This is a genomic window from Chitinophaga fulva, from assembly GCF_012927205.1.
In the GTDB taxonomy this organism is placed as follows: Bacteria; Bacteroidota; Bacteroidia; order Chitinophagales; family Chitinophagaceae; genus Chitinophaga; species Chitinophaga fulva.
Genome location: NZ_JABBGC010000002.1, coordinates 1,486,728 through 1,513,089 on the forward strand (window position 1 = coordinate 1,486,728; position 26,362 = coordinate 1,513,089).

The window sequence follows — 26,362 nt, forward strand, 5'->3', positions numbered from 1 at the left end:
TTCACTACAAAACGGGTATACTGCTCTTAAATATATACACAATATAGCAAAAAAACTGATTTTCACTCCCCCCATTATATACCCTTTCTGTATTTCGCCAACTCTTTCTCCTTGTGCGTTTCAATCACTATATCAGAAGTGGCATAAGCGGAGCAGGCCAGCGTGTACCCCTCCTTTAGCTCCGCCTCGCTCAACACCGATTGCGCTGAATGCCTGACAGAACCGGACACCAGCTTGCATACGCAACTGGAGCAGTCGCCCGTCCGGCAAAGGAAGGGCAGCGCTATCTCCGCTTCGGCAGCAGCGTTCAAAATAAACATGCCTTCTTCTATCTCAACTGTTTCATTGATCCCTTTTTTGTCATTAATGAGTGTTAATTTATAGACTGTTGCCATTTAAAGAGAATTTTGTTAGTTATAGTACCTGACATTTTTTTATCGAAAAATTTCCAAGTCCCGCTACAAAGTAGGGCATCCGGCCCCTGATCTTTTTCTCCCATCCGGAAGATGCCGAATGCAAAGACAGTATCCAGGAGTCCGGCAGATGGCTGCAAGAGAATCCAACCTCCAGTGTATAACTATCGAACTGCCGTTGTATCATGGCAGCCACACCGGCGGCATCCAGCTCCAGCTCATGCACAATGCGCTTATCGGCGGCGAATGCTATCACCGCCTGATCGTAGTCGTCTTTCACGAAGACGCTATGGGGGATATGCAATACGTTGTTTACACAGCAACAGAAGCTGTCCAGCCATTCCTGTTCTGTCGGATATATCCGCGGATTGGGTGGCGGCAAATGTTTCAGCGTATATGGCTGTGCCTTTTTTTGACAAAGCAATATCCCGGCAAATTCTTCATAGTCTCTTAGCGTCCTTTCTTTACCAAGACCATAAATACCCCAGTCATAGCCGGATGTCTTTTCTCCGCTTTCAAAGAACCGCCGCAGCCGGTCCATCGCCAGGAGCTCCACGGCTTCAATAGCGGCATGGTCTTCCCAGTGTTTGGGGCTTTCCCGCCGGGAGTAGTAATGCCAGGTAATATTGATATGCGGGTGGAACAGATCATAACCATGCGTATAGGCACGAAGCGCGATGTTGATCTCTTCTCCCATAAAATATAAATGAGGATCATCCTGCACATCCTGGCAGAAGGCACCTATGGAAAAAGCGAATCCACCCGCCAGGAACCGTGCCGGCACCGGGGCTGTCAGCGCTTCCCAACCAGGGATTTCTGCCGGCCAGCCAATAGGATATACCCCATGCTTGTCAAATTCCCGCAGGACGATCTGGTTGGGCGGTACCTCCCTGTATTCAAAGGCAGTTGGCTCGAAATGAGGCGGATAGGTGGTCAGCACTGGCTTGGGATAGCCCCGTTCCTGTAATGATACCAGCATGTTTATCAGCACCGTGTCCCAGTTTTGGATAAACCGCATGTGCGAGTCCACCTGCAACGTGTATGCCTCCCCTTTATAATGCTGCTGGATCAGGTTCCTCGCCCAGCAAAGGCCCCTGGATTCATGATACAGCATATCGATGATATTAAAACGGTCATCATCCCGGTAAACATCCAATTCTGCGTTAAAAGCATCGTCAGGATGGTACTGGTGACAAATGGTGACGCGCAGGTTCTCCGGATTGCCCGCCTTTTCAAGAAGGTCTCTTAAGGTGGAACCCAGCAGGGAATCCCTGTATGCTGCTATCTGAACAAATATTAACATCGTTGTCTGATATTGGGTGAAACAGATATTATCCGGAAAAATCAGTCCTCTTCTATGAGCAATTCATTCATGCGCATTTTCTGGTTCAGGTAACTTAACACCAACCTGTCTTCCATGTTATATTTAAAAGCAGGGCAACCATTTTTGCCCTCCTCCCATTTTAAGCGGCAGCCACCACCACAAACAGGCAACAGGTTGCAGCTGTAGCAAGCGGTATCGCCATTTTCCAGTTCATGGAACCAGTTTCTGAATTTGCTGTCGCGTGAAAGTGCACGGTCCCCTTCCGTCAGGTTGCCCAGCCTGTTCAACGCCTGGATGGCCGCGCCCGCAGATGACAACGCATTACAGGAAAAAAGATTCCCCGACAGGTCCACCGTGGCAGCGCCCTTGTCCACCGCAGCACAAGGCACAAAAGCCCTCGCCGGCAGAATACCCAGTATAAAGCCTTTCTGAAGGGCATGCAGCATATATTCAATTTCAAATGACGCCAGTTCCTCCATATCTGCGGCCGTTCTTTCCGCACCTTCTGTAACGCCAAACTGAAAAGTGACACGGTTCTGCGCACCGGCGGCAGCAAACCTGTCGATAACCGCCAACACGGCCTCCTCACCGAAAGCGTCGATATTGATCCGTATTTCGAAGATGACCCCGTGCTGCGGCAGGAACGAAATATTTTCCAGGATATCAAGGATATTATCGAATACCTGTGATGCCCGATCATCCAGCGCGATATGAAAGTTCCGGATACCACTTCCGTAGAAAAGCTGCTCAAACAGCTCCCGGTTAAGAGCGGTCCCGTCGCAGATCATAGCGGAAGCAAAGAGTACGCTGTATTTATCGGCCATCGCCAGGTTGAAAGCTGATAAGTCAGTGATCAACGACAAGTCATCCGCAGGATCACCAACATTCCAGATCACATTAAAAGCCTTGAACTGTGCTGATCTCAGCTCCCTTTCGATGTAATGCTTTAATGCGGTTTGCACCGTATCGTCCATGGTTTTACGCTCCTGCTGAGGGGCGCAGGAAGTACACCCCGACTGGCATCCGGCTGAGACATTCAGCATCAACGAAAAGTTATCATAACGGGCATTATTTTCCCGTAACACCGTGGCCAGCTCGTCCCGCTCCGATGGTACCAGGATAGCGGCGTTCTCCAGTTCTTTCCGGACCGTGCCGTCCAGCAGGTCAAACCGGCCATTGATGAGATGATCGTATATGGATTCATTCACCACGGCGGTCATATTACTGACAGATGAATAGATAATCCTGTCCGGCGCTTCTGCAGCGTCATCACCGCCATCCATCGTGGTACTGGATATGTATCTTGAGAGTTTCATCATGGTACTATCTGAGGATTTTTCTAAACATGGATATCAATACTTTTTCCTGGCCGGTCACCACATCAATACTGACCGGCATGCCTTTCGAAAGGCTCAGCACTTTGTTGTCACGTGTGCGCAGCTCATCCCCCCTTTGGGCCACATGAAGCGCCAGCCAGGTGACATGCCCGTCCGACCATACCGAATCGACAGAAGCCTCCGCTCCTCCGGCACTCACTGCATTTCCCCCAAAAACACAGACCAATGCCCGGTTACCATGCAGCAAACGATGTTGTGGCGGCATGTTCAGGGAAAAAACAAGCCGCTGGCCAACAGCTGAAGGGCCATCGCTGTATCGGGATGCCAATACAGCCGGCAGCTGCTCTTTTATCTCTAACCGTATGTTGTTGATTAAAATCATCGCCGCCACAATAGCCAGTACAATCATCGTATTGCCCCAGCTGACAACGAAATGCGGCGGCCTGTTCATGACCTCCTGCACTTCATGGCTTCTTACTTCATACCTTGATTTCAGTTCTGCCACGGTGATTGTTTTTAGTCTCCTAATTCCAGTTGATTTTTTACCAGTTCAAAATATTTCCCTCTCGCTTTCGTCAATGTTTCATGATTACCGATTTCAGCCACCTCCCCTTTATCCAGCACCACAATCTGATCGGCCTTCTTAACGGTGCTCAGGCGATGCGCAATAATGACTACGGTCTTATCCTTAAAAAAAGCATCCAGATGGTCCATAATGACCTTTTCATTGTTGGCATCCAGACTGCTGGTTGCTTCGTCGAAGAACAGGTAGTCAGGATCTTTATAGACGGACCTGGCAATCAGGATACGTTGCCGTTGGCCGCCACTGATACCCACTCCGGACATACCAATTTTAGTGGTATATCCCGAAGGAGTGCCTTCTATAAAATCACCCAGATTGGCCACCCGGACAGCCATTTCCATTTTTTCCTCATCTATTTCAAGTCCATCGAGCGCAATGTTTTTCGCAATGGTATCATGAAAAATGTAACCATCCTGCATCACGGTGCCACACTGGCCGCGCCACCATCTGGGGGAAATCTCGGCGAGGTCTTTCTCCCCTACCAATACCTGTCCCTGGACAGGCTGATAGAAATTCAGCAGGACTTTCATCAGCGTTGTTTTTCCGCTGCCACTGGCGCCTACAATCGCCGTCACTTTCTCTTTGGGGATACTTAAATTAATATCTTTCAATACAAATGGAGAATTAGGCCCTTCATATTGAAACGACAGGTCTTTGATGTACAGGTCCCCTGACAGCACATCAATGGCATCTTCGCTTTCCTTCACAGTGTCTTCTTCGTCCGTTTTACCATGTATTTCCTGCAAGCGGCCCATACTGAGCTTCGCGTCCTGGGCTGCCCTGATAAGGCTCACCAATTGTTCAATGGGCGCACTGGTTTGCCCGACGATATAGGAGATGCTCAACAGCTGACCGATGGTCATATTGCCTTTTATCGCTTCGCTGGCCGCAAAAAAAGAAACCAGGATGTTTTTAAGATGCGTAACGAAAGTCATACCTGATCGCTGGTACTGCTCCAGCGCCAGGCTTTTAAGATTCAGTTTAAAGTCTTTTACCTGCAGCTGTTCCCATTCCCAGCGTTTGGTGGTTTCACTGCCATACAATTTTATTTCCTGCATGCCGGTGATCATCTCGTACAATTTATCCTGGTTTTCCCGGCTGCGCGCAAACCGTTTATAATCCAGGTCCTTTCGTTTTTTCTGGAACAATAATGTCCACACAATACCGGCAACACTGAATGACAGGAACAGGAAGAGTATTTTAAGGTCGTAGATCGCCAATACAATGGTGAACACAATGATGTTGATGAAAGAAAACAGCGAAGTGAGTACGTTCCCTGTGAGGAAATTCTCTATACGATGGTGGTCGTTGATACGTTGCGCGATATCTCCCACCGCCTTTGAATCGAAATACCTGATCGGCAGCTTCAGCAGTTTGATCAGAAAGTCGGAAATAATACTCAGGCTGATACGCGTATTAATATGCAGCAACAGCCATGACCGGACCAGCTCAATCCCCATATTGCCCATAAAGAGAAACAGCTGGGCCAGCAAAATAATATATACAACGGATATGTTCCTGTCAGCCACCCCCTGGTCTATCAGTATCTGAGAAGCAAAAGGGAGTATCAGCGAGATAAAGCTGGCAGCAAGCATCCCCAGTACCAGCTGCATCACATGCCGCCTGAACGGCGTCAGGTAACGAAGCAGAAAACCAAATCCATCTTTTTTATCGCCGACTGCCGACCTGGAATAGAAATCAGGCGTAGGCTCCAGCAGCAAGGCCATCCCCCGCTCATTGTAGGTAGATATCCACCCATTACAGAAAGTATCCTTGTCCAGTTTTATAATGCCATGTGCCGGATCAGCGATCACAAATTCGTCGTCCGTCCTGTTCTTCCGGAGCCTGCTGAGGATAGTATTGTTTTTCGGCTTGATTTCCGATAGCACCACAAAATGATCGTGGTCCCAGTGAAGGATACAAGGTAGCGGACAGTCAGACACCAGTTTCTTATAACTGAGTTTGACCATCAGCGTTCTGAATCCCAGTTTTTCAGCCGCATCATTGATGCTGAGCAGGCTTACACCGTCCTTTCCAAGATAACAGATCTCACGCAGGTACTCGAGCGAATAACTCTTCCCATAGTAGTCCGCTACCATCTTCAGACAGGTAGGTGCGCAATCCATAATATCATGCTGCATCGAAAACTTAAACATAACAATACTATACTATCGCATTCAACGGCCTTAAGACATTGATCTGTGAAGCGGTCAGGCCTAATTCTTTTTCCTGGTAAAGACGGATATTATTCTTCAGCGGTTCCGGCAACAGGTCGCCGGCATTGTTGTGATGCAGCAAGGCCGTCAACACAAAGTACCGCATCGACGCAGGCACCTTCTCATTGAATATCTGCGTATCAAGCGCCATTTCCAACCCTTCCTCTTCTTCCCCTTCGGATATCCGCAGCAGTATCGCTAAAGCGTCCCTGGTAGCAGGTTCCATCATTTCATTAAAGGAAATGTCCATTTCCCTGAAAACAGCCAGCAGGAAATCATTCCGGAAGAAAGCTCCGCTCTCCGGCTTCGCCAGCGCCTTAAAAATCAGACCGTTGAAGAAAAGGGCCAGGATCGAGTTGAGCTGATTGGCTGATCGTAACACCTCAGAGAAAGGAAACTCAAAGGTTTCTTTCCCGCTGCTCAGGAGATACTGCATCACCACCCTGGCGTAACGGGCAGATTTGTCATATTGTCCGGCATTGAAATATACCCGTGCAGTATTCAGGTACTGTTCGATTTTCATGTACATGCCGTCCAGGAACCCATGACCGATCAGATAGTCTATGTTTTCCAGCAAGCCAAGCATGTACCCTTCCGCTCGTTCATAATCATGTTGCAGGTAATAATGATAATATGCCATCACGGGGTTGAAGATGCTGCGCAGCGCATGATACTCCAATGCCTGTTCTTCATTGAGCAGTGCGTATTGTTCTTCTACCTTATTAACAAAGTAGGTGGCCACATTCCGCTCTTTCGACTGGCATACCCGCAGCAGCTTCTGGCTAAGGCTATAGCAGTAGGTATGTTTCTCCCTTTCCGGCAATTCCCGTATGATATATTCCAGCAGCGCGTAAAAGATATGGCCATTATCGAACTTGTTGCTATTCGACGAAGCAGCACTACTATCTGCCTCCTTTGGTGGCTCCGGAGCATAGTCTTCGAATTGTTTCAGATAATCGGCAATTATGGATGCGTTCATAACCCTTACATTAATGTTTTTAAGCTTGATTTGTCCATCAGATATTGTAACACCAGCTTGTCTTCTATATTAGCTTTGACTGTCGGGCATTTTACTTCCCCGTTATACCAGTCCTTGGGGCATCCTCCGTTACAGACAGGGAACAGGTTACACTTGGAGCACTTGGGAGACACGTTGCAGGTAGCCAGGTCATCATACCAGCCACGCACCTGGGTTTTATTGTTATAGGTGCTTTCGTCTTCCAGCAGGTTGCCAATGATGTATTTTTTATCCTCATACTTCGGTGTATAGGGAAATTCATAACAGGGGGTAATGTTGCCGGTGGCATCATACACTTCACTGGCTTCATTTACCACCATGCATACATCATAGTTTCGCAGGGGTAATATATATTCCATCGTAAAGCCCTGTTCCTGCATGTACATCAGCCATTCTATTTCGAGTTCTGCAAATTCGTTCGTCGTGAGGCCCTGTTCATCGCCGGCGTTTTTATCGCCCCAGTTACTAATGGGGAAAAAACCCATTTCCACTTTATCTTTCAGGCCCAGTGACACGATGTAATCAATAAATTCGGTCACGTGCTGATAATTGGACTCATCGACGTTCATCCGGATGAATATCGGATGTTTAACACGCGCCTGATAGTGCTCCAGGGCGCATATTTCAACAATATTCTTCATGATGATATCGAAAGTCGATTCCCCCTTTTTGGTGATACGCCGCTTATCATGATGTTCCTTCACCGTATCTATGGTGATTTGAAACCGGGTGATCTTGTGATGCAGGTACAATTCAGTAAAAATATCTTTCTTCAGGCTTAAACCGTTGGTGATCATGTAGGCGCCATAGGCTAAGCCCCGATCCCGGGCAATCTCCTGCATCCTGTTGCTAAGGTTGATGATGGCGCTGTATCCCATCAAAGGCTCGCCTCCATACCAGGTAGTATGAACAAGCTCTGTATCTCTCTGTCTGTCCAGCTGATAAATCAGCCGTTGCAATATTTTCTCCTGAACATCTGCGCTCATGGTTTGTTTCGAGTGTACCTGGCCGCAATAAAAGCACCCCAGCTGACAGTTGGCTGTTGGCTGGATGGTCATCGAAACGGATTTGGTGTCTTTAACACCCAGTTTATTGAGCTTCAGAATTTCCTGGAACTCGTCTTCCTCATTATTGACAATGATTTCGTAGTCCATGAACCGCGAGAGCACGTTGTTTCCAAGGCCTGTGAAATCACCCACTTGCAGCTTTTGGTAGACAGCGTCTTCGATCAGGGCAGATATTCCGCTTCGGGTGGAGAAGATGATACGCTGCTGCTTTTCGCTGTTTGGGTCCAGCACGTCGGTTACGACGATATACTTTGATAACTTGAATATCATGATAGCAGGATTGATAGGTTATCTCGTTAGCGGGATAATGATAACTGATGAGAGAAAAAATCGAATGAAAGGATAGTTGCCCGGCGGCATTCGGCCGTTTTACAACATGTGGGCTTTCGCCCACATGTTGATCATTGGACAAAACGACGTATTCTATCGTACGACGGGCCCAACTAATAGCATCAAGCGTAGTTGCTGCCGTTGTTGCAGGTACAATCCGGCGGTTTTGTGGTATAGTTGGAACCGTTATTGCAGGTACAACCTGCCAGATTACCACCACGGGTAGAAGATGCCTCATCCAGGTTCATCACTTCAAATCCATCCTCTAAACCGCCTTCTATTCTGGCTTCGCTGAATTTTTGCAGAGCCATTTTTAAGCGTTTTGATTTCATCGAAAACGAATTAAAATTGAAATAATGTGCTAAAGTTTTACATTATTAAGCATACGTTGAATGACATAAGCAACTCTTATGCAAGTTTCAATTACAGATGGCCACTATATATGAAAAGTTTATAGTCGAAGAAGGGCTATTTTCATGCTCACCGGTTTAATAAAATATGTAACAAAAAGCGCTCAGGGAAATACTTACACAGGCATGCCGCACGGGGGAACCATTGAAACAAGGCATTATCAGGGCACGTTACATCAGAACATTCTTTTCAGCGATGGCCGGCTTCTGATATCGTGCACCGCCTCCAGTTGCAGTTTCCTGCCACTGTCTGTCTGATGATCGTTGTTCGGATGTATCCTGTAACAATAAACAATATTGGGAATGGAAACAACATTTTCATAGCCGGCTACCTCCATCAACGGCAACATCAGTGCCTGGTCCGAGGTAGACGCATAAAACCTGCCGTCATTGTATCTAAAGTTGTCTGCGTTAGGGTCCTGCTGCAGGAAAGCCTTAAAGAGCTTGTACTTGAAAGTCTTCAGGTGAGAGGCTTTCCAGCCTGACTGCCTTAAATTTTCAAACTCCTCCGGCGTATAGGGCGGACAGGGATCATAAAAACCATAATTGGTAATGTACTGCCCGTAAGTCAGCAATGCATTTTCATTGTATTTATTGTTCACTATCTGAAAAGCAAATTCTCCGAAAATATAGTCGTCGCCATCCAGCAGCACCACTACGTCTTCATCCTCTATCGGCAGGTTAACCAGGGCCTGGTACATGTTTTCCAAAGAACCCAGCCGCTCCTTATTCCGTACGATGTGAAAATGTTCCAGGTCTTCGTCTATCAAGTCCAGCGTACCATCATCCGAGGCATCATCCAGTAAATAGACTTCATAATTTTTGTATTCCTGTCCCAACACGGAACTTACACAGTCTATTATGTAGTTGCCTGCATTCCGGAAAGGAACCAGTACGATCATCTTGTGAAATATCTTCGTATTATCTGAGATCGAGATTGACATAGAATTGACAGGGCTATTAGTGTAACAATTATTTCATTGGCATTTTGAGTATTTCGTGGAAATTATCAGTCGGCGAACCTTAGGCTTACAACGTATCGAGTCGAACAAACTACAGAAACAATAATCCTGATAACTACTGTCTTGTTTTTTGAACTTAACAGACATCTGTGACTATCAATTCTATTGCATCGAAAATAAGTATTCTATTTTAAAAAACAAATAATATTGAAAATAAATAAAAAATCCTCCCTGCAATTATATTGCAGCACCATTCCCTACACGACGCTGCAACAACAACACATCAACGGACCTATCAAAAACAGATGGTTAGCCATACTACCTTCCTCTTCCGTCTATTTATCCTGTACCGAATTACTACCGGGAAACCACTGTAACATTAGGATGATCTGCGATGATCTCCATCAATATATCAAAGTAAGTCTGCCCCTTGCCATCATTCAATTCCGTTAGCTTCTCCTGAAAGTGCTCGCGGTTAAACGGGGATTCCGGCGACAGCTTCCCTTCGTAATACTTCCTGGTCGCTGCAACACCCAATGATGCTTTGCTATGCGCTATGTCTTTCCAGATAAGCTCAATAGGCTCATCTCCATCGATGGCGCCAAAACCGCCATGCAGCAGATCATTGAAGCCATCCAGGCTGCCACCCAGCTGCCAGTCCTCCCCGGTCATGAATAAACGATTTATTTCCGCATAGAAGCCGGGAATATCATTGATCCGGCTGCCCTCGATGATGAATTGTTTTTGCTGCATAGAAAATGTTCTGCTTCCAAGTTAATGAAATTAACAGCCTTTGTACTTTTTGAAGTTTGTTGTATATTAGTAAAAAGAAGGAATTCCCTGTTGGGGGAATTCCTTCCATCTTAAAAATGCCTGCGGGCCACCATTATAGAGAAACAGTCAGACTATCCGTTAAAATATCTCCTCATGCAGTACTTCAGCAAAAACCTGAAAGCAGTTATTTTCTTTGCCAGTATAATTGTTGAGCTGATTGCCCAGTTTTTCAAGCATATCTGATCATGCTTCGCATTATCTGGGTTGTTGCTGTGTAACGCAGTGCACCATTCCCCCGTTGGCGAACAGGTTGCGGCAGTCTATGCCTACCACTCTCCTTCCCGGATAGAGCGACTGAATAATACTGTTGGCAACGGCGTCGTTGGGATCATTGTAGTTGGGCACCAACACGGTATTGTTAGCTATATAGAAGTTGATATAGGAGCCTTTCCCCACATTCTTTCCGTAAGTAGTGACCACATTATTTTTTGTAAGCGGCACCTTTACGAACTTATAGGCAGCGCCATTCTTATTGACAGCACTGTATAATGTACGGATATCCTGCTGTGGCACCTGCCAGTAGTCCAGGTCTTCCTCCGACATCGTGATGATGGTCTTACCGTCTGCGAACCTGGCAAATCCGTCGATATGCATATCTGTGATTTCCAGGCCAGCACGTCCTTCCAGCCAGATGAAGCGGGTGACGCCCAGGTATTTTGTAAACAGTGCTTCGGCCTGCTGTTGGGTCATACCCGGATTACGGTTTTTATTCAAAATGGAGCTTTTGCAGGCCATCAACATACCGTTCCCGTCCATTTCCACGCTTCCGCCCTCGTTGATCATCACAGTATTCAGGTCTATACGCTGCATGCCGCTATTGGCCGCTATCACGCCTGGTATCCGGTCACAGTTTTCGAAGGCTGCCTTGTTGCCCCATCCGTTGAAGCCCCAGTCTTCCATCAACAGGCGGCCGTTGCCGTCTTTTACAAAGATGGGACCGTTGTCACGTACCCATACATCGTCTGTCCGGCTGATGGTAAAATCTACATTGGTCATCGGTACCTGTGCTGTTTGCAGCAATTCAGTGACCCTATCCCGTTCATCCTGATCATACACAATGAGGTGAACTTTCTCTCCTGACACCAGTGCCTGGGTCATCGCAATCCAGGTGGCATCCAGTCGGTTACGGTAGGCCTTGCCATATTGATATTCATGTGGCCATTGCAACCAGGTACCTTCATGTGGCGCCGCTTCTTCGGGCATTTTGTACAAAACGGCAGTAGTGTCGACCGGGGTCACAGGTGTTCCGGCGTCCTCTTTGGCGCAGGACATCAGGAGTGCAGACAGGACCATGAGTGTTGTTGTCATTTTACTTGTCATTAAATGCTAAAATTTTGATAGCACAAAACTATCGCAGCGCATATCCTTTCTGTTGTCCAAAATTGACAATCTTACTGAAGCGGCAGCCATATGGCCGTTTCCTGTTCGGCTACAGCAATAGTATTATCGGGGTGTTTGATGTATTTTTCAATGATCGGTGTCGGGGCAAATTCGAGGTTAGTGTCCAGTATCCAGCCAGCGTATATCTTTTGATAAGTATCTTCTATCGTTTCATAGCTGCCGTAATGCATAAAACTGGCGTATCTGCCACCCGGAATTGTTTTCGAAGGCAGCTTTCCATTCGTGGCCTGCATGGAAGCGCAGGCATCATACCGGCATTTCAGGCTTTCCCGTATCAATGGTTCATCTACCACAATACCATAGAATTCCGTTCCGGATGCCGCAAACTGATGTGACATAAACCGCTCCCAAAGGGCTTCCACATCTTCATGGTTATAATCGATAAAAGCACTTTGGTAATACACCGTTACCGGCGGAACATAAATAATTTCAGGCATCAGGCGCTCCTCCATCTCCTGCGGAACAATTTCCGCTCCGGCCAGCAGGGGCAATTTGCGCTCCCTCGCTTCGCTGGGGGCCATTCCAAAATGTAACCTGAACGCCTTGGAGAAAGAAGCCACATTGGCGAAGCCTACCTCCAGCGCAATGGAGGAAAGTGTTTCCCGGGTATACAAAATCATTTTGTACGCATTCTCCACTTTAAGCCGCTGCTGATAGGCGCCAATTGTCTCCCCACAGGTATATTTAAATATCCGCTGAATATTCCTGTACGAATAGTGGGACACATTCTCCAGCTCTTTGATGGAAATAAGCCGGCTATAGTTCTCTTCCACAAAATTCAGCGTGTCATATACCCTGATCAGATTAGCGGTATCCCCGGTGTCCATTTCGTGCTTTTAGCGCAAATTTACCCCAAAGCTGTCAAACTGCAGTTGCTTTTCCGGTATGCTATCGTAACATCACTTCCAGCATGATTAATAAATTATTAATTCCACGTATTTGATAGTCAAAATCCAAAGTTTTTTTACTCACTTTAAACAAACAAACGTTCCCATGAAACACCCTCAACTCCTGTTGGCCATTGCCATCTGTAGCCTGTTTGGCTGTAAAAAAGATCTGGCAGACAACCCCCAACCAGGCAAAGTCACCGCAGACAATCAGCTCATCAACAGCAATGCCGCCCTCGCCTTTTCGCTCAACAGCTGGATGGGCACCATCCCGAACGACCGTAACCTGGCGGCCATCAGTATTCCCGGCACGCACGACAGCGGCGCCCGTTTTGAACCCATAGGCGGCACCGCCAAATGCCAGGACCTCACCATCGCACAACAACTGGACGCCGGTATCAGGTTCCTCGATATCAGATGCCGCCACATCGGTGATGCCTTTGCCATACATCACGGAAGCATCTACCAGAACCTGAACTTCAACGATGTGGTAACAGCCTGCTATGCCTTCCTGTCCGCCAATCCAACAGAAACCATTGTGATGAGTGTGAAAGAAGAGTATGACGCCACCAACAATACCAGAACTTTCGAGCAAACGTTTGACAGCTACACTGCCCAGCAACCGCGCAAGTGGTATTTGTCCGCCACAGTCCCCAATCTGGGTGACGTACGCGGCAAAATAGTGTTGCTCAGAAGATTCGGTGCGTCCGCTACGCCTAAAGGCATTGAAGCCACCAGCTGGGCAGACAACACCACCTTTACCATCAACAACAGCAACGCCACCCTGCGTGTACAAGACCAGTACCAGGTACCGGACAACAACGGCAAATGGTCCGGCATCACCACGCTGCTGAACGAAGCCCAAACAGGTACACCGTCAACGCTGTACGTTAATTTCACCAGCGGCTACAAACCATTGATTTTTGGCATCCCCAGTATTACGACTGTGTCCAATGCCATCAATCCACAGCTCAACAGCTATTTTACCAGCAACACACATGGCAGGTATGGTATCCTGCCGATGGACTTTGCTACGTCTGACAGAAATAATCTCATTATCAGTACTAACTTTTGATCCGGCTGGTCTTAAATAACCAATACAGGTTTTAGAGATCAAAATCATTATTGTCCGGTAAAATATCCTTATTCGGATGTAGTCCATATCAACAATGGATTACATCCGATTTTTATATAAATAATGCGAGCAGGTCTTCTTGTTGTGTATTTTCAAAATTTTCGAAACCTGGTTCACGCGGCTTTAACGGATATCTAATGCCTGATGCACTCCGCCTGAATATTTTCCCTGCAGCCAGACCCTGCTATTGGATAATCTTCAGTATAGCCATCAAATGGCTTTTGCTGATAATGCTATCTTTAGCTATCATCAGCATCATTCGTTATGGCAAAACAGATTTCTATCATCACCTTCACCGGCAGGCTCGGCAACCTGATCGGTTACAGGCGTAATGGCAAACACTTCCTGCGAAGCATGCCTTCATACGTCCGGCAGACGGCAGCTACCCGCAGGGCTGCTCAACGATTTGGCATGGCCAGCAAAAAAGGAGCGCTTATCCGCAGTGCTTTTTTGGGCAGGTTGGATGCTGGCTGCGATAGCGGGCATATCAACAGGCTGACCAGCGCACTCATTGCCGTCACCGGTAATAACATCAGGAGCATTACCGGCTTCAGGTTCAACCGGCATACGGGAACAGACAGGTTTCTCATTCATGCACCCAGGCTTTCCCATGATGGTATCCTGTACATTCCGCCACAGGCATTACCTGCATACAAAGGCATCAACAGCCTGGAAATAAAAGTGATCGCCGCCCGTATCCATTTCGCTACACACCAGGTAGCAGGTACGGAAAGCGCTGTGCTCATCGTAAAAACCGGGGAAGATTTTAAAGGAGCAGCGTGTAATGTGGACGTACCGGGTAAAGGAACATTGATCGTTGTTCTACAGGTAAGAGGTATACAGGACCATGTTCCTTCCTGCAACACGAAATACTTCGCCGCTGATATTATTGCAGCAGAGCCGCCACAACCCCTGCCGGAGGTCCCGCACAAACAGATCTGTCCGGAACTCCCCCGGCTAAAACCGCTGTCAGAAAAAATACCCGCCGCTGCATCAGTGCAACTCCTGCTCCCTGTCATTCAGCGGGAATAAGCCATTTTCCTGCCTGGCAACTGTATACTGATGAACAAACATAACTCCCTTTGAACTACCTACTCCCACCTACTGCCCGCAGGCTTAACCTGTGGTCTGCCTTTACATGCTTGTCCTGCATCTTCTCCATCCTTCCTGTTATATTTCATTAAAACTATACCTCCAAAGAACACTCCCGCATCAAGTCCACCTTTACCCCTGGGTTACTATAGGCGTGCTGTATGTACCACAGCGATATATCCAGGGAAACACTCCTTTCTCATTGCTGTCGCCAGCCAATGTGTTTTTACTCCATCCCCCAACTTTTCAACTTGATCCCAGATCTTCCCTTTTCAACTGAATCAGCAACTACTGTTCTTTCTTCTAAAAATATTACTTAACTTCAAGAAGATAGTTCCAGCTATAAATACCTCTGTTTGTGAAAGTCAGGCATATTCCCTGTATCAAGAGCCCACTATCGTTGGACCTATGCCCTCAAAACCATTTCTGACCTATACATTGTTGTTATGTTTTGTAAATCCCCTGTGCCCGGTTTGTTCCTGTGTATGCTATCCTTTAGTGCTACTGCACAATTTCAGAATGGCATCCCGCAAGTAAAACCGCTTTCTCCGAATGCTGCATCTCTTTTTAAAGTGCTGGAGCGACCTCTGATTACGTTATTCCCTCTTTTCTTTTACTTTTTTTATATCCTGTTCTTATTGAGTGGAGCAGGAAGAAAGTATTACCTGAATAAGTAAGCTTAGAAACCAGCAAATCCCGGGAATATTTTCCTTGAAAGAGGCAGCCGATGATCGAGGTTGCCTCCCCGAAAATAATAATAAACAAAAAGGACGTCTCAAATGCATGAGACGTCCTTTTTCTATATCAGGTCCTGTAATCCGTTTTTACTGTTTAACGATCTTCTTCAGATACACCTGCTTTACACCATTCTTCACCCTGATCAGATAAATACCCGGAGGCAAAGCGGAGATGTCCAGCTGTGAGTTAACGATACCTATTTCCCGGCGCAATACTTCGCGGCCGTTCACATCCAGCATGCTCACCTCTGATTTCCCGGTGAAACCTGTAAGATTGATGTTTACAATGTTATTGACAGGGTTTGGGAATACGTCCACTTTCTGCCCTTTGCTTTCTTTGCTGTCTATTCCCTCTTTGCTGACAACAACATCATTTTCGCTGCGGCTGGCAGTTCCTAATTGTACCCGTAAGGTGTAGCAGGTAGTAGCACTATTAGCGCCATTGTAACCATACACCTGTGCGTAGTAGGTACCAGCAGCAACTGTTCTGCTGATCGTTTCATTAGTGGTACCGCCTGCCTGTGAAATAGCCACCTGTGTACCAGCGCTGTTCAGCAGTTTCAGGTCATAATCACCAGGCAGCGTGCGCAAGGTGATGGTAATAGTACCACGGGTAGTAATCACAAATTTGTAGTGATCAATATCTCCGCTCGGGCTGATAAGACCAGTAACATCGGTATTAAATGGAATGGTCGCAGCACCGGCAGTGGTTCCATTGGTGGAATTATCCAATGGGTTGGCACAACCAGAAGAGGTTAAGGTAGTAAACTGTGCAGCTGTATAGGCACTGCTACCGCTTGAACAATTTGTTCTCACTCTCCAGTCATATAAGCTGGCGGATGTTAATCCACTTAGATTAACGGAGGTGGAAGTAGTGGCAGTGGCGGCATTGGTCCAGGTGGAAGATGTATTAAGCTTGTAGTCTACATCATAATTGGAGGCACCGCTTACGGCTGTCCAGCTAACGGTAGCACTGGCGGCTGTTACACCGGAACTGGTCAGGCCGGCAGGTGCATTACAGGTGGCGGTTGAAGTGGTGGTAAACTGCGCTGCGGCATAAGCACTGCTGCCGCTGGAGCAATTGGTCCTTATCCTGTAATCATACTTAGTTCCTGAGGTAAGGCCAGTTAAGCCTACAGAAGTAGCAGTTGTTGCAGTAGCCGCATTGGTCCATGTAGAAGATGAAGTGGCCTTATAATCCACATCATAGGAAACGGCGCCGGTTACTGCTGTCCATCCTACTGTAGCAGATGTGCTATCGATAGCGGAAGCAGCTAACCCTGACGGAGAAGCACAACCAGAGCCTGAGGTAATCGTGAAGTCAGCATTGGAGATATCAAAGAAGATATTACCTACGGCTTCTACTTTTATCCTGGCATTGGTAGTCGGGGTGTTGGGAACTGTTACCGCTTCACTACCGTCATTAGGGGTGCTGGCCACCAGGGTGCTGAAGGTATTGCCGCCATCTGTGGAGATGGATATTTTTACATTGGCGCAACTAACCGCACCTGTTGTGGTGTTTGCCACGTTCCAGGTAACCGTTTGTGATGAATTACCCGCCCATGTTACATTCGTATTGGGGGCGGTCACGGCAAAAGGTCCGGATGTATTGGTCACTGTTATCGTTGCATCTGCAAAGTTGGTCTGCCCGATGGTCACCGGTGCAGTTGAACTATAGGGAGCATTGTCCCTTACGGTCAACCGGAACTTCAACGTTCTGTTAACGGAGCTTAATGCTTCTGTATTAGCGCCGGCGTCGCCACCAGGCAACGGGCCTGATATTAACCCTCCTGCGAGGATAGTCGCCAATTTGGGAAAATACCTTACAGGAGAAGTTGTAGGCGCATAGGATATCCAGTTAGGGCCGGTTGCTTTGGTAGCGCTGGCCACACTGGCTGTTCCTGTTTGTGATGAGGTAGCGTTATCATTCTGTTCCCAGGAATATGTCAGCACATCACCGGGGTTAGCATCCGTTGCTGAACCGGTCAGCGCAAACGGTGTGCTGATGGGAATAGTAAAATTACCACCGGCATTCACCACCGGTGTGGCGTTATTGCCGGAGATGTTGGTCGTTACCGGGCAGGTTTTGCCGGAAAGATTGGCCTGGATCTGTGCAATGGTAGCGGCATGATAGAAGGCAATAGAGTGCGGGGCAATATCCTGCGCAGTGATGCCGGCATAACCCATAATGGTAATACCGGAACCAGGTTCCACGTTCACACCGGTACCTTCATTGCTCATGGAGAAAGTATGGTTGCCACCCAGCTGGTGACCAACTTCATGTACCACGTAGTCGATATCGAAATTATCTCCCTGGGGAATGTTATCAGCAGGAGAAGTAAAACCACTGCCTTTTTGAGTATCGTCACAAATACAACCGATACAGCCGGCATTACCGCCGCCACCGGATGCACCAAACAGGTGGCCGATATCATAATTCGCTGCACCGATCACAGAGGTCAGTGTATTTTGCAGCTCGCCGTTCCACGCTCCGCCGGCACCGGAACTGGCATCGGAATATGGATCTGTGGCAGGGTTATAATAAATCACATTAGTGGTTGCTGCAATCAGGTTCAGATGGAGGGCCAGGTCTTTTTCATACACACCATTGCAACGGGTAAGCGTAGCATTGATCGCCGCCAGTACCAGGTTAACCTGTGAAGCGCTGGTAGCGCCAAAGTAATTGGAGTATTCGGCCGTAACAGATTGTGCCAGTCGCAATGTTTTGGCATCACCAGTGGACCGCGCCACAGTCCCTACCTGGTTACCGATGCTGGTAGCCAATTTCTGTTCAGGAGTGGAACACTTCCATGGTAACGTCTTTGCTTGTTTTTTGAACACAGTATAAACTGTGTGGTCAGCAGAATAAGGCTCAATGAATTCACTTTCTTTCTCAGTACGGAAGACCATCGCCTGTACGCCCTGCGGAGAAATGCTCAACTTTAAGGTGGCTTGTTTATCAGTAATACCCTTTCCGGAGAATGCCCTTATCTCCGGGAAGCGGGCTTGTAACGCAGGCTCGAAATTGGAAGCTTCCTTAATTTCGTACTGTTCAATTTGCCCGTCTGCGTTAGGCAAAGAGATAATGGTGGCACGTGCTTGTTGGTTGCCGACAGATTTGAACACTTCGGTCCGTAAAGGAGCAAGGTTCAGGTCAAACAATTTGTAGGTGGTTGGAAATGCAAGCCTGGAAACGGCTTTGTCTTTAGTGATCCCGGCGGCGGCGGTATGCGGCCTCCAGTAGTCCTGCGCAAACAATGTTGTGCTACACAACAACGCCGTTGCGAAGAGTAGAACTTTTCTCATGGTTAGGTGAGATTTTGGTGAATAATGGTTGTTTCAATAATGGTTGTTATAATAAATTTAGATCAACTCTCTGCGACAGAAATTGTAGCGGTATAAAATAATCACTGCGAAAACGGATAATCCGCCCCTTTCATAAAACAACAAAAGGCTGCCTCAAATCCGCTTTGAGACAACCTCTTATCTATACAGGGGGGTACATTTCCTTATAATACCATGGTCTTTCCTTTGGCAACAGGTGTCGCAGGCTTGGGCAGGAATCCTTCCTGCTGTAATTCCCGGATACTGTCTTTCACTGCCTTTGTAATATGGCGCACATGCTCTTCTGTATGGGCATCAGACAGGAAACAGGTCCTCCCCTCCCATATATATACGCCTTTCTCCAACAGATGATAGAAAAAGAGGTCCATATTGGAAGTAATGGCGAAGTAGAACAGGGAGCCAAAATTATGTACATCCATGGGCACATTGTTTTCCTTGAAGAAAGCAGACAGTTCGCTGACCAGCTTGGTGGTACGGCTATTCAGCTTCTCCTGGAGCGCAGGGCCTCTCTGCTGCAGTTCCTTCAGCAGGGCCAGGGTGGCCGACATGCTGAGCGGATGCTTACAGAAGGTACCGGCAAAGAACGTAGTGTCTGTAGCCGGGAAGGAATCATCGCCATACTGCCATACGCCGCCATCCAGTGCATCCATATACTTACGGGTGCCGGCGATAATGCCGATGGGAAGGCCACCACCTGCGATCTTACCGTAGGTGGCCAGATCAGCACGTACCTCAAAATGCGCCTGTGCGCCGCCGGGATGGATACGGAACCCGGTGATCATCTCATCAAAAACCAGGGCGATGTCTTCCGCTTTTGTCATGGCACGCAGCGCATGCAGCAAAGCTTTGGGCTGATATCCCGGCTTGCGGCTCTGTACCGGTTCCACCAGTACGGCAGCCAGCTCATGTTTGTGTGCACGTATCTGCTCCACCACATCCGGATGATGATAATCAAATACCAATACATCGGCCACCATGTTATGCATGATGCCCAGGGCCATCGGTACGCCCGCATGTGATCTTTCCAGGTCCTCCGGAGCGGCGAGGGTACCATCGAAGTGACCGTGATAAGCACCTGCAAATACGGCTACTTTTTTCCTTCCCGTAACGGTGCGGGCCAGCCTGATGGCTGTCATTACCGCTTCGGTGCCGGAGTTATGGAAGCTGGCGCGTTCTGCACCGGTGAGGGATGTCACCAGTTCAGCTACCTGCCCGGCAAGCGGCGTTTGCGGCCCGAGCTGGAATCCCTGCTGCAATTGCTGCTGAATGGCATTCACCACCACCGGCGGGCAATGCCCCAGCAGGTCTACGCCAAAGCCCATGGCCAGATCAATGTAAGTGTTACCATCTATGTCTGTAATAGTAGCACCGGCGGAAGACGCGGCCTGAATAGGATATACCAGTTCCTTGGTAGAGAAACGGAACCCTGCCGACGCACGGTTGTCTGCCAGTACCGGCCGGTATTGTTGTGTCAGTGCTTTTGATTTTTGTGTTTTGAGATTATACCGGCGGATGAATGCATCGAGGTATTCCTGCTGGGCGGCGCTGTAATTGGACTGGCCAGGGCGGGTTTCCATCTTCGGGAAGATAGAACGATGCTGTACGGGGGCTTTGGTCACTTCTACGGCTGCCGGCGCAGGTACCGTTGACCCATTGCCGTTAGTCTTCGCTGTTTCAGTTACTGCCGATATTGCCGCCGGATACTGCGGAAGCTCCTCCGTGCCGAGATGTTGTGATAACAATGCCAGCTGCTGCTCAAGGAAATTGAACAAGCGCATCGACACGGCTGTTTCGGGAGGGGCGGCTGGATGTTGGGCGCCATTCGTCTTCACGGGACGGGCCGGCGCGGCAGCTCTTACGGCGGGCTGTGAAACCGCCTCCTGTATCGCGTCAGCTATCACCGGAGCCGGGGCTGCCGCAGTTTCCTGCGCTACGGGCGGGTTCTTCGCCACGATATATTCCGTTATCTGGTGAATGGTGGACAGCGTTTCAAATAACTGCCTGATGGAGAAATTCACGTTGTATTTCTTCTCAATCCTTCTTACTGCACTCGCCAGCACCAGCGAGTCCGCCCCCATTTCGAGGAAACGGGCGTGTATGTTAATATCGGCAGCCGGAATCTTCAGCAGGCTGCTGAAGATATCCGTGATATCCCGCAGAATAGCGGTACGTTGAGCTGGTACTTGATTACTTTCAGGCATGATCTTACTTTTTTGTTCGTATTGCGGATGGATAATGGGTGATGGTTCTTTTGTTTCGGTCCAATAACGTTGGCGGTTAAACGTATATCCGGGAAGTTTGACTTTGTGGTACCCCGGATGATCGAACAGCTGTTCTATCCGGACCGGCAGTCCTTTGACGTATAATGTCAACAGCACCTGCAACATCATGTCCCAGGAGGAATGGCCTATTTTCATACAGGGCAGCAGGTGGTCTTCTGCATATTCGGCGCTGAGCTGCACCATGGACAACAGGTTAGGTTGTGGGCCCAGCTCCATCAGTATGTCACCGCCCAACCGGGCAATGGTCTGTATGCTTTTGGCAAACAACACCGGTGAGATGATCTGATCACACCAGTAACGATGATCTGGTACTGCTGTCACTACTTCTCCGGTGATATTGGAAATCAGTTGCAGCTGCGGCGCCCGGAAATTGATCTGTTTGGCCACTTCGCGGAATTCTTCCAGCATAGATTCCATCAGCGGAGAATGGGACGCATGGGCTATCAGCAGCTGACGGCTGTTGATACCGGCCGCCTCCAGTAATTGCAACGCATCAGACACGGCTTGTTTTTTCCCGGAGATCACCGTTAGCGCGGGGCCGTTGACCGCCGCGATGGCCAGATCATTTCCGAATGGCCGGATAATGGCTGCCACTTCTTCTTCTCCGGCGAAGGCTGTCGCCATGGAACCCGGCTCTTTCACCGCCTGCATCAGTCGCGCTCTTTCTGTCACCAGTTTCAGACCGTCATCCAGGCTAAACACCCCCGCTACATAAGCAGCGGCGTATTCTCCTACACTATGGCCGGCAACAATGGTGGGCGATATGCCCCATGATTTCCACACTTCCGCGAGCGCACAGGAAATAACGAAGATGGCCGGTTGGAAATAGGTCATCTCCAGCAACCGCTCATTGGACGCTTCCTTTTCCATTTTATACAGCAGGGTGGTCAGCGAAAAGCCCCACTGCGCTTCGAGCCAGGTATCACAATGGTCAACCACCCGGCGGAAGACCGTATTGTGGTTGTACAGTTCAAGGCCCATGTTCCAGTATTGGGAGCCGCCACCGGTGAAAAGCCATACCAGCTGGCCATCGCGGGGTTGCACCAAACCAGACAGCACTTCTTCCGTATAGGGATTGGCAGCATATGCCTGGAGGCAGCGGGCCGCTTCTGTGATAGTATCCGCCCGGAAGGCGATGCGATGATTAAATGCGTCTCTCGTGGTGAAGGTGCTGTAAGCGATATCCGCCAGCGTATCACCTGTATGTTCCAGTGCAGCCGCATAGCTGGCCGCCAGTAGTTGTAAAGCTGCCGGTGACTTAGCGGAGAGCGTCAACGGATATGATGGCAATGCCGGTAACGGTCCGGGATATACGTCCTTTACAGCGGCAGGAGCTTCTTCCAGGATCACATGCGCATTGGTGCCACTCAGCCCAAAAGAGCTGATAGCCGCGCGTCTTAACCCGTTGGTCGCCGGCCAGGCTGTCAGCTGGTCCACCACTTTCAACCGCATATCATTCCAGGGAATATAACTGCTGGGGGTATTATAATGCAGGGTGGCGGGCAACAGCTGCCGTTGCAGCGATAGAACGGTTTTGATAAGTCCTGCGATGCCCGCCGCAGCTTCGAGGTGACCGATATTGGATTTCACCGCCCCGAGCAGCAGCGGATTATCCGCTTCGCGGGATTGGCCATAGGCCGCATGCAGCGCCTGTGCTTCCACCGGATCACCGAGCTTGGTGCCGGTACCGTGTGCCTCCACATACTGTACCGTATGCGGTTCTACGCCGGCCCGTTGCAACGCTTTATGGATGACCTGTTGCTGTGCAATGCCATTGGGGGCCGTAAGCCCGTTACTTTGCCCGTCGTGGTTTACTGCCGAGCCGCTGATCACCGCGAGGATGTTATCGCCATCGTGCAGCGCATCGCTGAGGCGTTTCAGCACAATCATGCCTGCGCCTTCTCCCCTGACGTATCCATCCGCTTCTTCGTCGAAAGCATGACATTGCCCGGTGGGCGACAGCGCTTTCATGCGGCATAGCCGGATAGTGGTATCGGGCGTCAGCATCAGGTTCACGCCACCCGCCAGCGCCAGCGAACATTCGCCCAACAGCAGGTGCTGACAGGCCTGGTGCACGCTCAATAAAGAAGAGGAACAGGCGGTGTCCAACTGCAACACCGGTCCGTGGAAATCAAACAAGTAGGCGATCCTTCCGGCAGCTACGCTCCTTTGCAGGCCCAGACTGCTGAAGGCATCTTCAAATAAGGCAGGTGGCGTATGCTCCTGCACGATCTGCTGATAATCATCTGTGCCCAGTCCCACAAACACGCCGGTATCGCTGCCTCTCAACGACGAGGGGCGTATGCCTGCATGCTCCATGGCCTCCCAGCTGACTTCCAGCAACAGACGCTGCTGTGGGTCCATACCGATGGTCTCTCTGGGTGAGATACCGAAGAACAGCGGATCAAACTGGTCTGCCTGTTCGATGAAACCACCATGCCGGGTATACATTGTCCCCGTTTCATCTTCATCAGGGCTATAATAATCTGCTATATTCCAGCGGCTTTCGGGGACAACGGTCACGCCACTACGCTGTTCGCGTAACAGTTCCCAGAATGCAGCGGGGCTGTTTACACCGCCCGGGAAGCGGCATCCGATACCGATGATGGCCACTTTTTCATCTGCTGCCTGGTGTCGTGGCTGATCTGCCTTTATGGCGCCGGTTTCCCCGGAAAGATATGCCGCCAGCGTTGTGGCGGTAGTATAGTTATAGATGAGCGTTTTATCCACCGGTTGCTGCAGCCATTGTTCCAGGTCGGCCGCCAGCATCACCGCCTGCATGGAGGTGAGGCCGTATTCCGCGAAAACGCGGTCAGCTGACAACACTTCGTTCGTCAGCTTAAAACGTTGTTGCAGCCATTGCTGCAACCAGTTCCGGATATCTTCAAAACTGCGTTTATGCGTTACATTGATGGAGGCGGTTTGTTGTTGCGCGGCTGCTATCTCACGGATAATGTCTGCATAAACACCTTGCCGGTATTCTTCCATAAAAGCATAACGCTTCACTTTCCCGCTGGTGGTTTTGGGCACCTTCCTGATCGGCAGCACATGTTTTACTTCCAGCCCCAGTTGGGAAGCGACATATCTTTTTATGGTAGCAATAACAGGCAGGAATTTCTCTACAGAAGATTTATGTATAACAAATACCACCACCGCTTCCGTGCCCGTTTCTTCATCGGTTACCCCGCAGGCCACCACCTTGCCGGCTTCCATCCCGGTCCCCTGTTCCACCGTATGTTCTATGTCATGCGGATAGATATTCAGGCCATTGACAAAGATGATGTCTTTTGAACGTCCGGCGATATACAAGTAACCATCGAGCATAAACCCGGTATCGCCGGTATTGAGCCATCCATCGCGGATAGCAGCAGCGGTAGCCGCTTCATTGTTATAATAACGGCTGGTGACAGCGTCTCCTTTGATCTGTACAATACCGAGGTGGCCATCTTTCAATGGCTTGCCCGCTTCATTGGTAATGCTGACAGCGACGCCGCCAATGATTTTTCCCACGTTAACGACTTCCGTATTTTCAACCGCCGCATCTTCACCGCTGGTGACGATAATAGGCTGCCCCATTACCAGCGAGTCTCTCCGCACGAATACGCTGCTAAAAACAGTGTCCATATCCGCCAGGCTCACCTCCAGTGTACCTTCGGCCAGGCCATAACAAGGGAACATCGCTTTCGGGTCCAGCTGATAGCGGTCCAGCACCGATATGAACTGACGGCACAAAGGCGCTGCTATCGGCTCTGCTCCATTGAAAATAATTCTCAGGGAAGAGAGGTCCAGGCCTTCGCCCTTTTCCGGGGTCAACTGGTTCAGGTAATATTTATAGCCGAAGTTGGGAGAACCGGTCACCGTGATGTGGTGTTCCGAAATTTTCTGCATCCATAACAAAGGGTTCCGGATAAACAAATCCGTTGGCATCAGGTAATGATTCAGTCCTGCTGCAAACGGATACAGGTGAAAACCGATAAGCCCCATGTCATGCGTGAGCGGCATCCAGCTCAGGTGGCTATCATGCTCCGTAAGCTGGTGTGCCGTGATGGCTTCGTACACGTTCGTAATAAGGTTCCGGTGTGTCAGCACCACGCCTTTGGGATTTCCGGTAGACCCGGATGAGAACTGCAGAAAAGCGATGGTTTCCGGTGTAACGGGAACGACTACTCCTTCTTTATCGTTATCTTCTTTTTCATCTGTAAAGATGATATGATCGAAACCCTGACTATCGTCCGCAGCTGCCCCTGATAGCAGTTTTTCATAATGGGCGCGTTTGACAGCCAGTACGGGTTTATTCAGAAAATTTTTGATTTTGTACAGTTTCTGTGCGTTTTCCCCTTCATAGGTAACGGCAACGGGCACTGGTATGATAGCGCCAAGCAAACATGCCCAGAAGAGCTGCAAAAAGGTTTTGCCGTCTTCCACCTGTAACACCAGTTCGGTGCCTGGCGTCAGGCCTTTCTCCTGCAGATGGGCCAGCCATGATAAGGCATCTGCATACAACTGCTGATAGGAAAGAAACGTTTCTTTGTTGCTGCCTGTGACAAAGGTGATACCTTTGTTTTGTTCATCTTTGAGTCCTGTCAATAACTGCTGCAATGTATCCGGACGCGATGTGTACTTCATAAACAATACAATTTTGTAAATAGCTCCGCCAGAAGACTGCGTACACGCAGTCAGCGAATGCCGGCATGGTGAATGGTAAATGAGGATATACGTATTTATCAGCGCTGCGTATGACACAGCACCTTACGGGGTAACGGTCCACGACGGGGCATAGCTGTCGCTATACTGAGTCCAGTCGCTTCATTCAGATATATTATTGGTGAAATGATCAGTGGCCTGGTGTAGCCCTTATCAATAACATGTAGGTTATAGGACCTTCGATAGCATCACTGCGTACCTCCCGGTAAGAGGAATAGGCAGTACAAAATTAATGGTTAAAAATGTCGAGTTAAAAAAGTATGCCTTTTTACATACTATAATAAA

Annotated in this window: 16 protein-coding genes; 2 read left to right on the forward strand and 14 right to left on the reverse strand. The window is 48.9% G+C overall.

From position 1 onward, the window contains the following. Positions 1 to 74 precede the first annotated feature (74 nt). From HHL17_RS22545 to HHL17_RS22600, 12 genes are all read right to left on the reverse strand, one after another. Positions 75 to 395 (reverse strand): 2Fe-2S iron-sulfur cluster-binding protein, encoded by a 321-nt coding sequence (locus tag HHL17_RS22545; protein WP_169227042.1) that lies wholly within the window; start codon positions 393 to 395, stop codon positions 75 to 77. 19 nt (positions 396 to 414) lie between these two features. Further along, a complete protein-coding gene (locus HHL17_RS22550; RefSeq protein ID WP_169227043.1) occupies positions 415 to 1,716 on the reverse strand; it encodes a GlcNAc-transferase family protein in 1,302 nt (433 codons plus the stop codon). Positions 1,717 to 1,757: 41 nt separating this feature from the next. Then, positions 1,758 to 3,056, reverse strand: a complete 1,299-nt coding sequence (locus HHL17_RS22555) for an SPASM domain-containing protein (protein WP_169227044.1) — start codon at positions 3,054 to 3,056, stop codon at positions 1,758 to 1,760. 4 nt (positions 3,057 to 3,060) lie between these two features. Then, the gene (locus tag HHL17_RS22560; RefSeq protein ID WP_169227045.1) at positions 3,061 to 3,579 is read right to left on the reverse strand and encodes a hypothetical protein; all 519 of its coding nucleotides are present in this window, start codon (positions 3,577 to 3,579) and stop codon (positions 3,061 to 3,063) included. An 11-nt stretch (positions 3,580 to 3,590) separates the two neighbouring features. Next, positions 3,591 to 5,813: a peptidase domain-containing ABC transporter gene (locus HHL17_RS22565; protein WP_169227046.1), complete on the reverse strand. Its 2,223-nt coding sequence runs from the start codon at positions 5,811 to 5,813 to the stop codon at positions 3,591 to 3,593. Positions 5,814 to 5,820: 7 nt separating this feature from the next. After that, positions 5,821 to 6,852: a hypothetical protein gene (locus HHL17_RS22570; protein WP_169227047.1), complete on the reverse strand. Its 1,032-nt coding sequence runs from the start codon at positions 6,850 to 6,852 to the stop codon at positions 5,821 to 5,823. Between the two features lie 5 nt (positions 6,853 to 6,857). Further along, positions 6,858 to 8,228: a radical SAM/SPASM domain-containing protein gene (locus tag HHL17_RS22575; protein ID WP_169227048.1), complete on the reverse strand. Its 1,371-nt coding sequence runs from the start codon at positions 8,226 to 8,228 to the stop codon at positions 6,858 to 6,860. Positions 8,229 to 8,410: 182 nt separating this feature from the next. Continuing rightward, entirely contained in the window at positions 8,411 to 8,599 is a 189-nt protein-coding gene (locus HHL17_RS22580) for a hypothetical protein (RefSeq protein ID WP_169227049.1), read from the reverse strand. A 275-nt stretch (positions 8,600 to 8,874) separates the two neighbouring features. Next, positions 8,875 to 9,642 carry a glycosyltransferase family 2 protein gene (locus HHL17_RS22585; RefSeq protein WP_169227050.1) on the reverse strand — a complete coding sequence of 256 codons (768 nt, stop codon included), beginning with the start codon at positions 9,640 to 9,642 and terminating at the stop codon, positions 8,875 to 8,877. Between the two features lie 375 nt (positions 9,643 to 10,017). Then, positions 10,018 to 10,413, reverse strand: a complete 396-nt coding sequence (locus HHL17_RS22590) for a ribonuclease inhibitor (protein ID WP_169227051.1) — start codon at positions 10,411 to 10,413, stop codon at positions 10,018 to 10,020. Positions 10,414 to 10,689: 276 nt separating this feature from the next. Continuing rightward, positions 10,690 to 11,802 carry an agmatine deiminase family protein gene (locus HHL17_RS22595; protein WP_169227052.1) on the reverse strand — a complete coding sequence of 371 codons (1,113 nt, stop codon included), beginning with the start codon at positions 11,800 to 11,802 and terminating at the stop codon, positions 10,690 to 10,692. Between the two features lie 83 nt (positions 11,803 to 11,885). Next, complete coding sequence (locus HHL17_RS22600; RefSeq protein ID WP_169227053.1) at positions 11,886 to 12,722, reverse strand: AraC family transcriptional regulator; 837 nt, start codon at positions 12,720 to 12,722, stop codon at positions 11,886 to 11,888. 166 nt (positions 12,723 to 12,888) lie between these two features. Here HHL17_RS22600 and HHL17_RS22605 point away from each other — a divergent pair, with 166 nt between their 5' ends. Further along, positions 12,889 to 13,857, forward strand: a complete 969-nt coding sequence (locus HHL17_RS22605; RefSeq protein ID WP_169227054.1) for a phosphatidylinositol-specific phospholipase C — start codon at positions 12,889 to 12,891, stop codon at positions 13,855 to 13,857. A gap of 324 nt (positions 13,858 to 14,181) precedes the next feature. Beyond that, a complete protein-coding gene (locus HHL17_RS22610) occupies positions 14,182 to 14,949 on the forward strand; it encodes a hypothetical protein (protein ID WP_169227055.1) in 768 nt (255 codons plus the stop codon). An 884-nt stretch (positions 14,950 to 15,833) separates the two neighbouring features. Here the strand turns inward: HHL17_RS22610 and HHL17_RS22615 are convergent. Together HHL17_RS22615 and HHL17_RS22620 are read right to left on the reverse strand one after the other, a co-directional pair. Next, positions 15,834 to 19,052, reverse strand: coding sequence for a reprolysin-like metallopeptidase (locus HHL17_RS22615; RefSeq protein WP_169227056.1), 3,219 nt, complete (start codon positions 19,050 to 19,052; stop codon positions 15,834 to 15,836). A 203-nt stretch (positions 19,053 to 19,255) separates the two neighbouring features. Next, positions 19,256 to 25,999: a type I polyketide synthase gene (locus HHL17_RS22620; RefSeq protein WP_169227057.1), complete on the reverse strand. Its 6,744-nt coding sequence runs from the start codon at positions 25,997 to 25,999 to the stop codon at positions 19,256 to 19,258. Positions 26,000 to 26,362 lie beyond the last annotated feature (363 nt).

Coding starts and splice junctions, on each gene's coding strand:
- HHL17_RS22615 (WP_169227056.1), bottom strand. CDS start 19,052: ATGAGAAAAGTTCTACTCTTCGCAACGGCGTTGTTGTGTAGCACAACA.
- HHL17_RS22620 (WP_169227057.1), bottom strand. CDS start 25,999: ATGAAGTACACATCGCGTCCGGATACATTGCAGCAGTTATTGACAGGA.
- HHL17_RS22550 (WP_169227043.1), bottom strand. CDS start 1,716: ATGTTAATATTTGTTCAGATAGCAGCATACAGGGATTCCCTGCTGGGT.
- HHL17_RS22570 (WP_169227047.1), bottom strand. CDS start 6,852: ATGAACGCATCCATAATTGCCGATTATCTGAAACAATTCGAAGACTAT.
- HHL17_RS22600 (WP_169227053.1), bottom strand. CDS start 12,722: ATGGACACCGGGGATACCGCTAATCTGATCAGGGTATATGACACGCTG.
- HHL17_RS22575 (WP_169227048.1), bottom strand. CDS start 8,228: ATGATATTCAAGTTATCAAAGTATATCGTCGTAACCGACGTGCTGGAC.
- HHL17_RS22595 (WP_169227052.1), bottom strand. CDS start 11,802: ATGACAACAACACTCATGGTCCTGTCTGCACTCCTGATGTCCTGCGCC.
- HHL17_RS22585 (WP_169227050.1), bottom strand. CDS start 9,642: ATGTCAATCTCGATCTCAGATAATACGAAGATATTTCACAAGATGATC.
- HHL17_RS22555 (WP_169227044.1), bottom strand. CDS start 3,056: ATGATGAAACTCTCAAGATACATATCCAGTACCACGATGGATGGCGGT.
- HHL17_RS22545 (WP_169227042.1), bottom strand. CDS start 395: ATGGCAACAGTCTATAAATTAACACTCATTAATGACAAAAAAGGGATC.
- HHL17_RS22580 (WP_169227049.1), bottom strand. CDS start 8,599: ATGGCTCTGCAAAAATTCAGCGAAGCCAGAATAGAAGGCGGTTTAGAG.
- HHL17_RS22610 (WP_169227055.1), top strand. CDS start 14,182: ATGGCAAAACAGATTTCTATCATCACCTTCACCGGCAGGCTCGGCAAC.
- HHL17_RS22605 (WP_169227054.1), top strand. CDS start 12,889: ATGAAACACCCTCAACTCCTGTTGGCCATTGCCATCTGTAGCCTGTTT.
- HHL17_RS22590 (WP_169227051.1), bottom strand. CDS start 10,413: ATGCAGCAAAAACAATTCATCATCGAGGGCAGCCGGATCAATGATATT.
- HHL17_RS22565 (WP_169227046.1), bottom strand. CDS start 5,813: ATGTTTAAGTTTTCGATGCAGCATGATATTATGGATTGCGCACCTACC.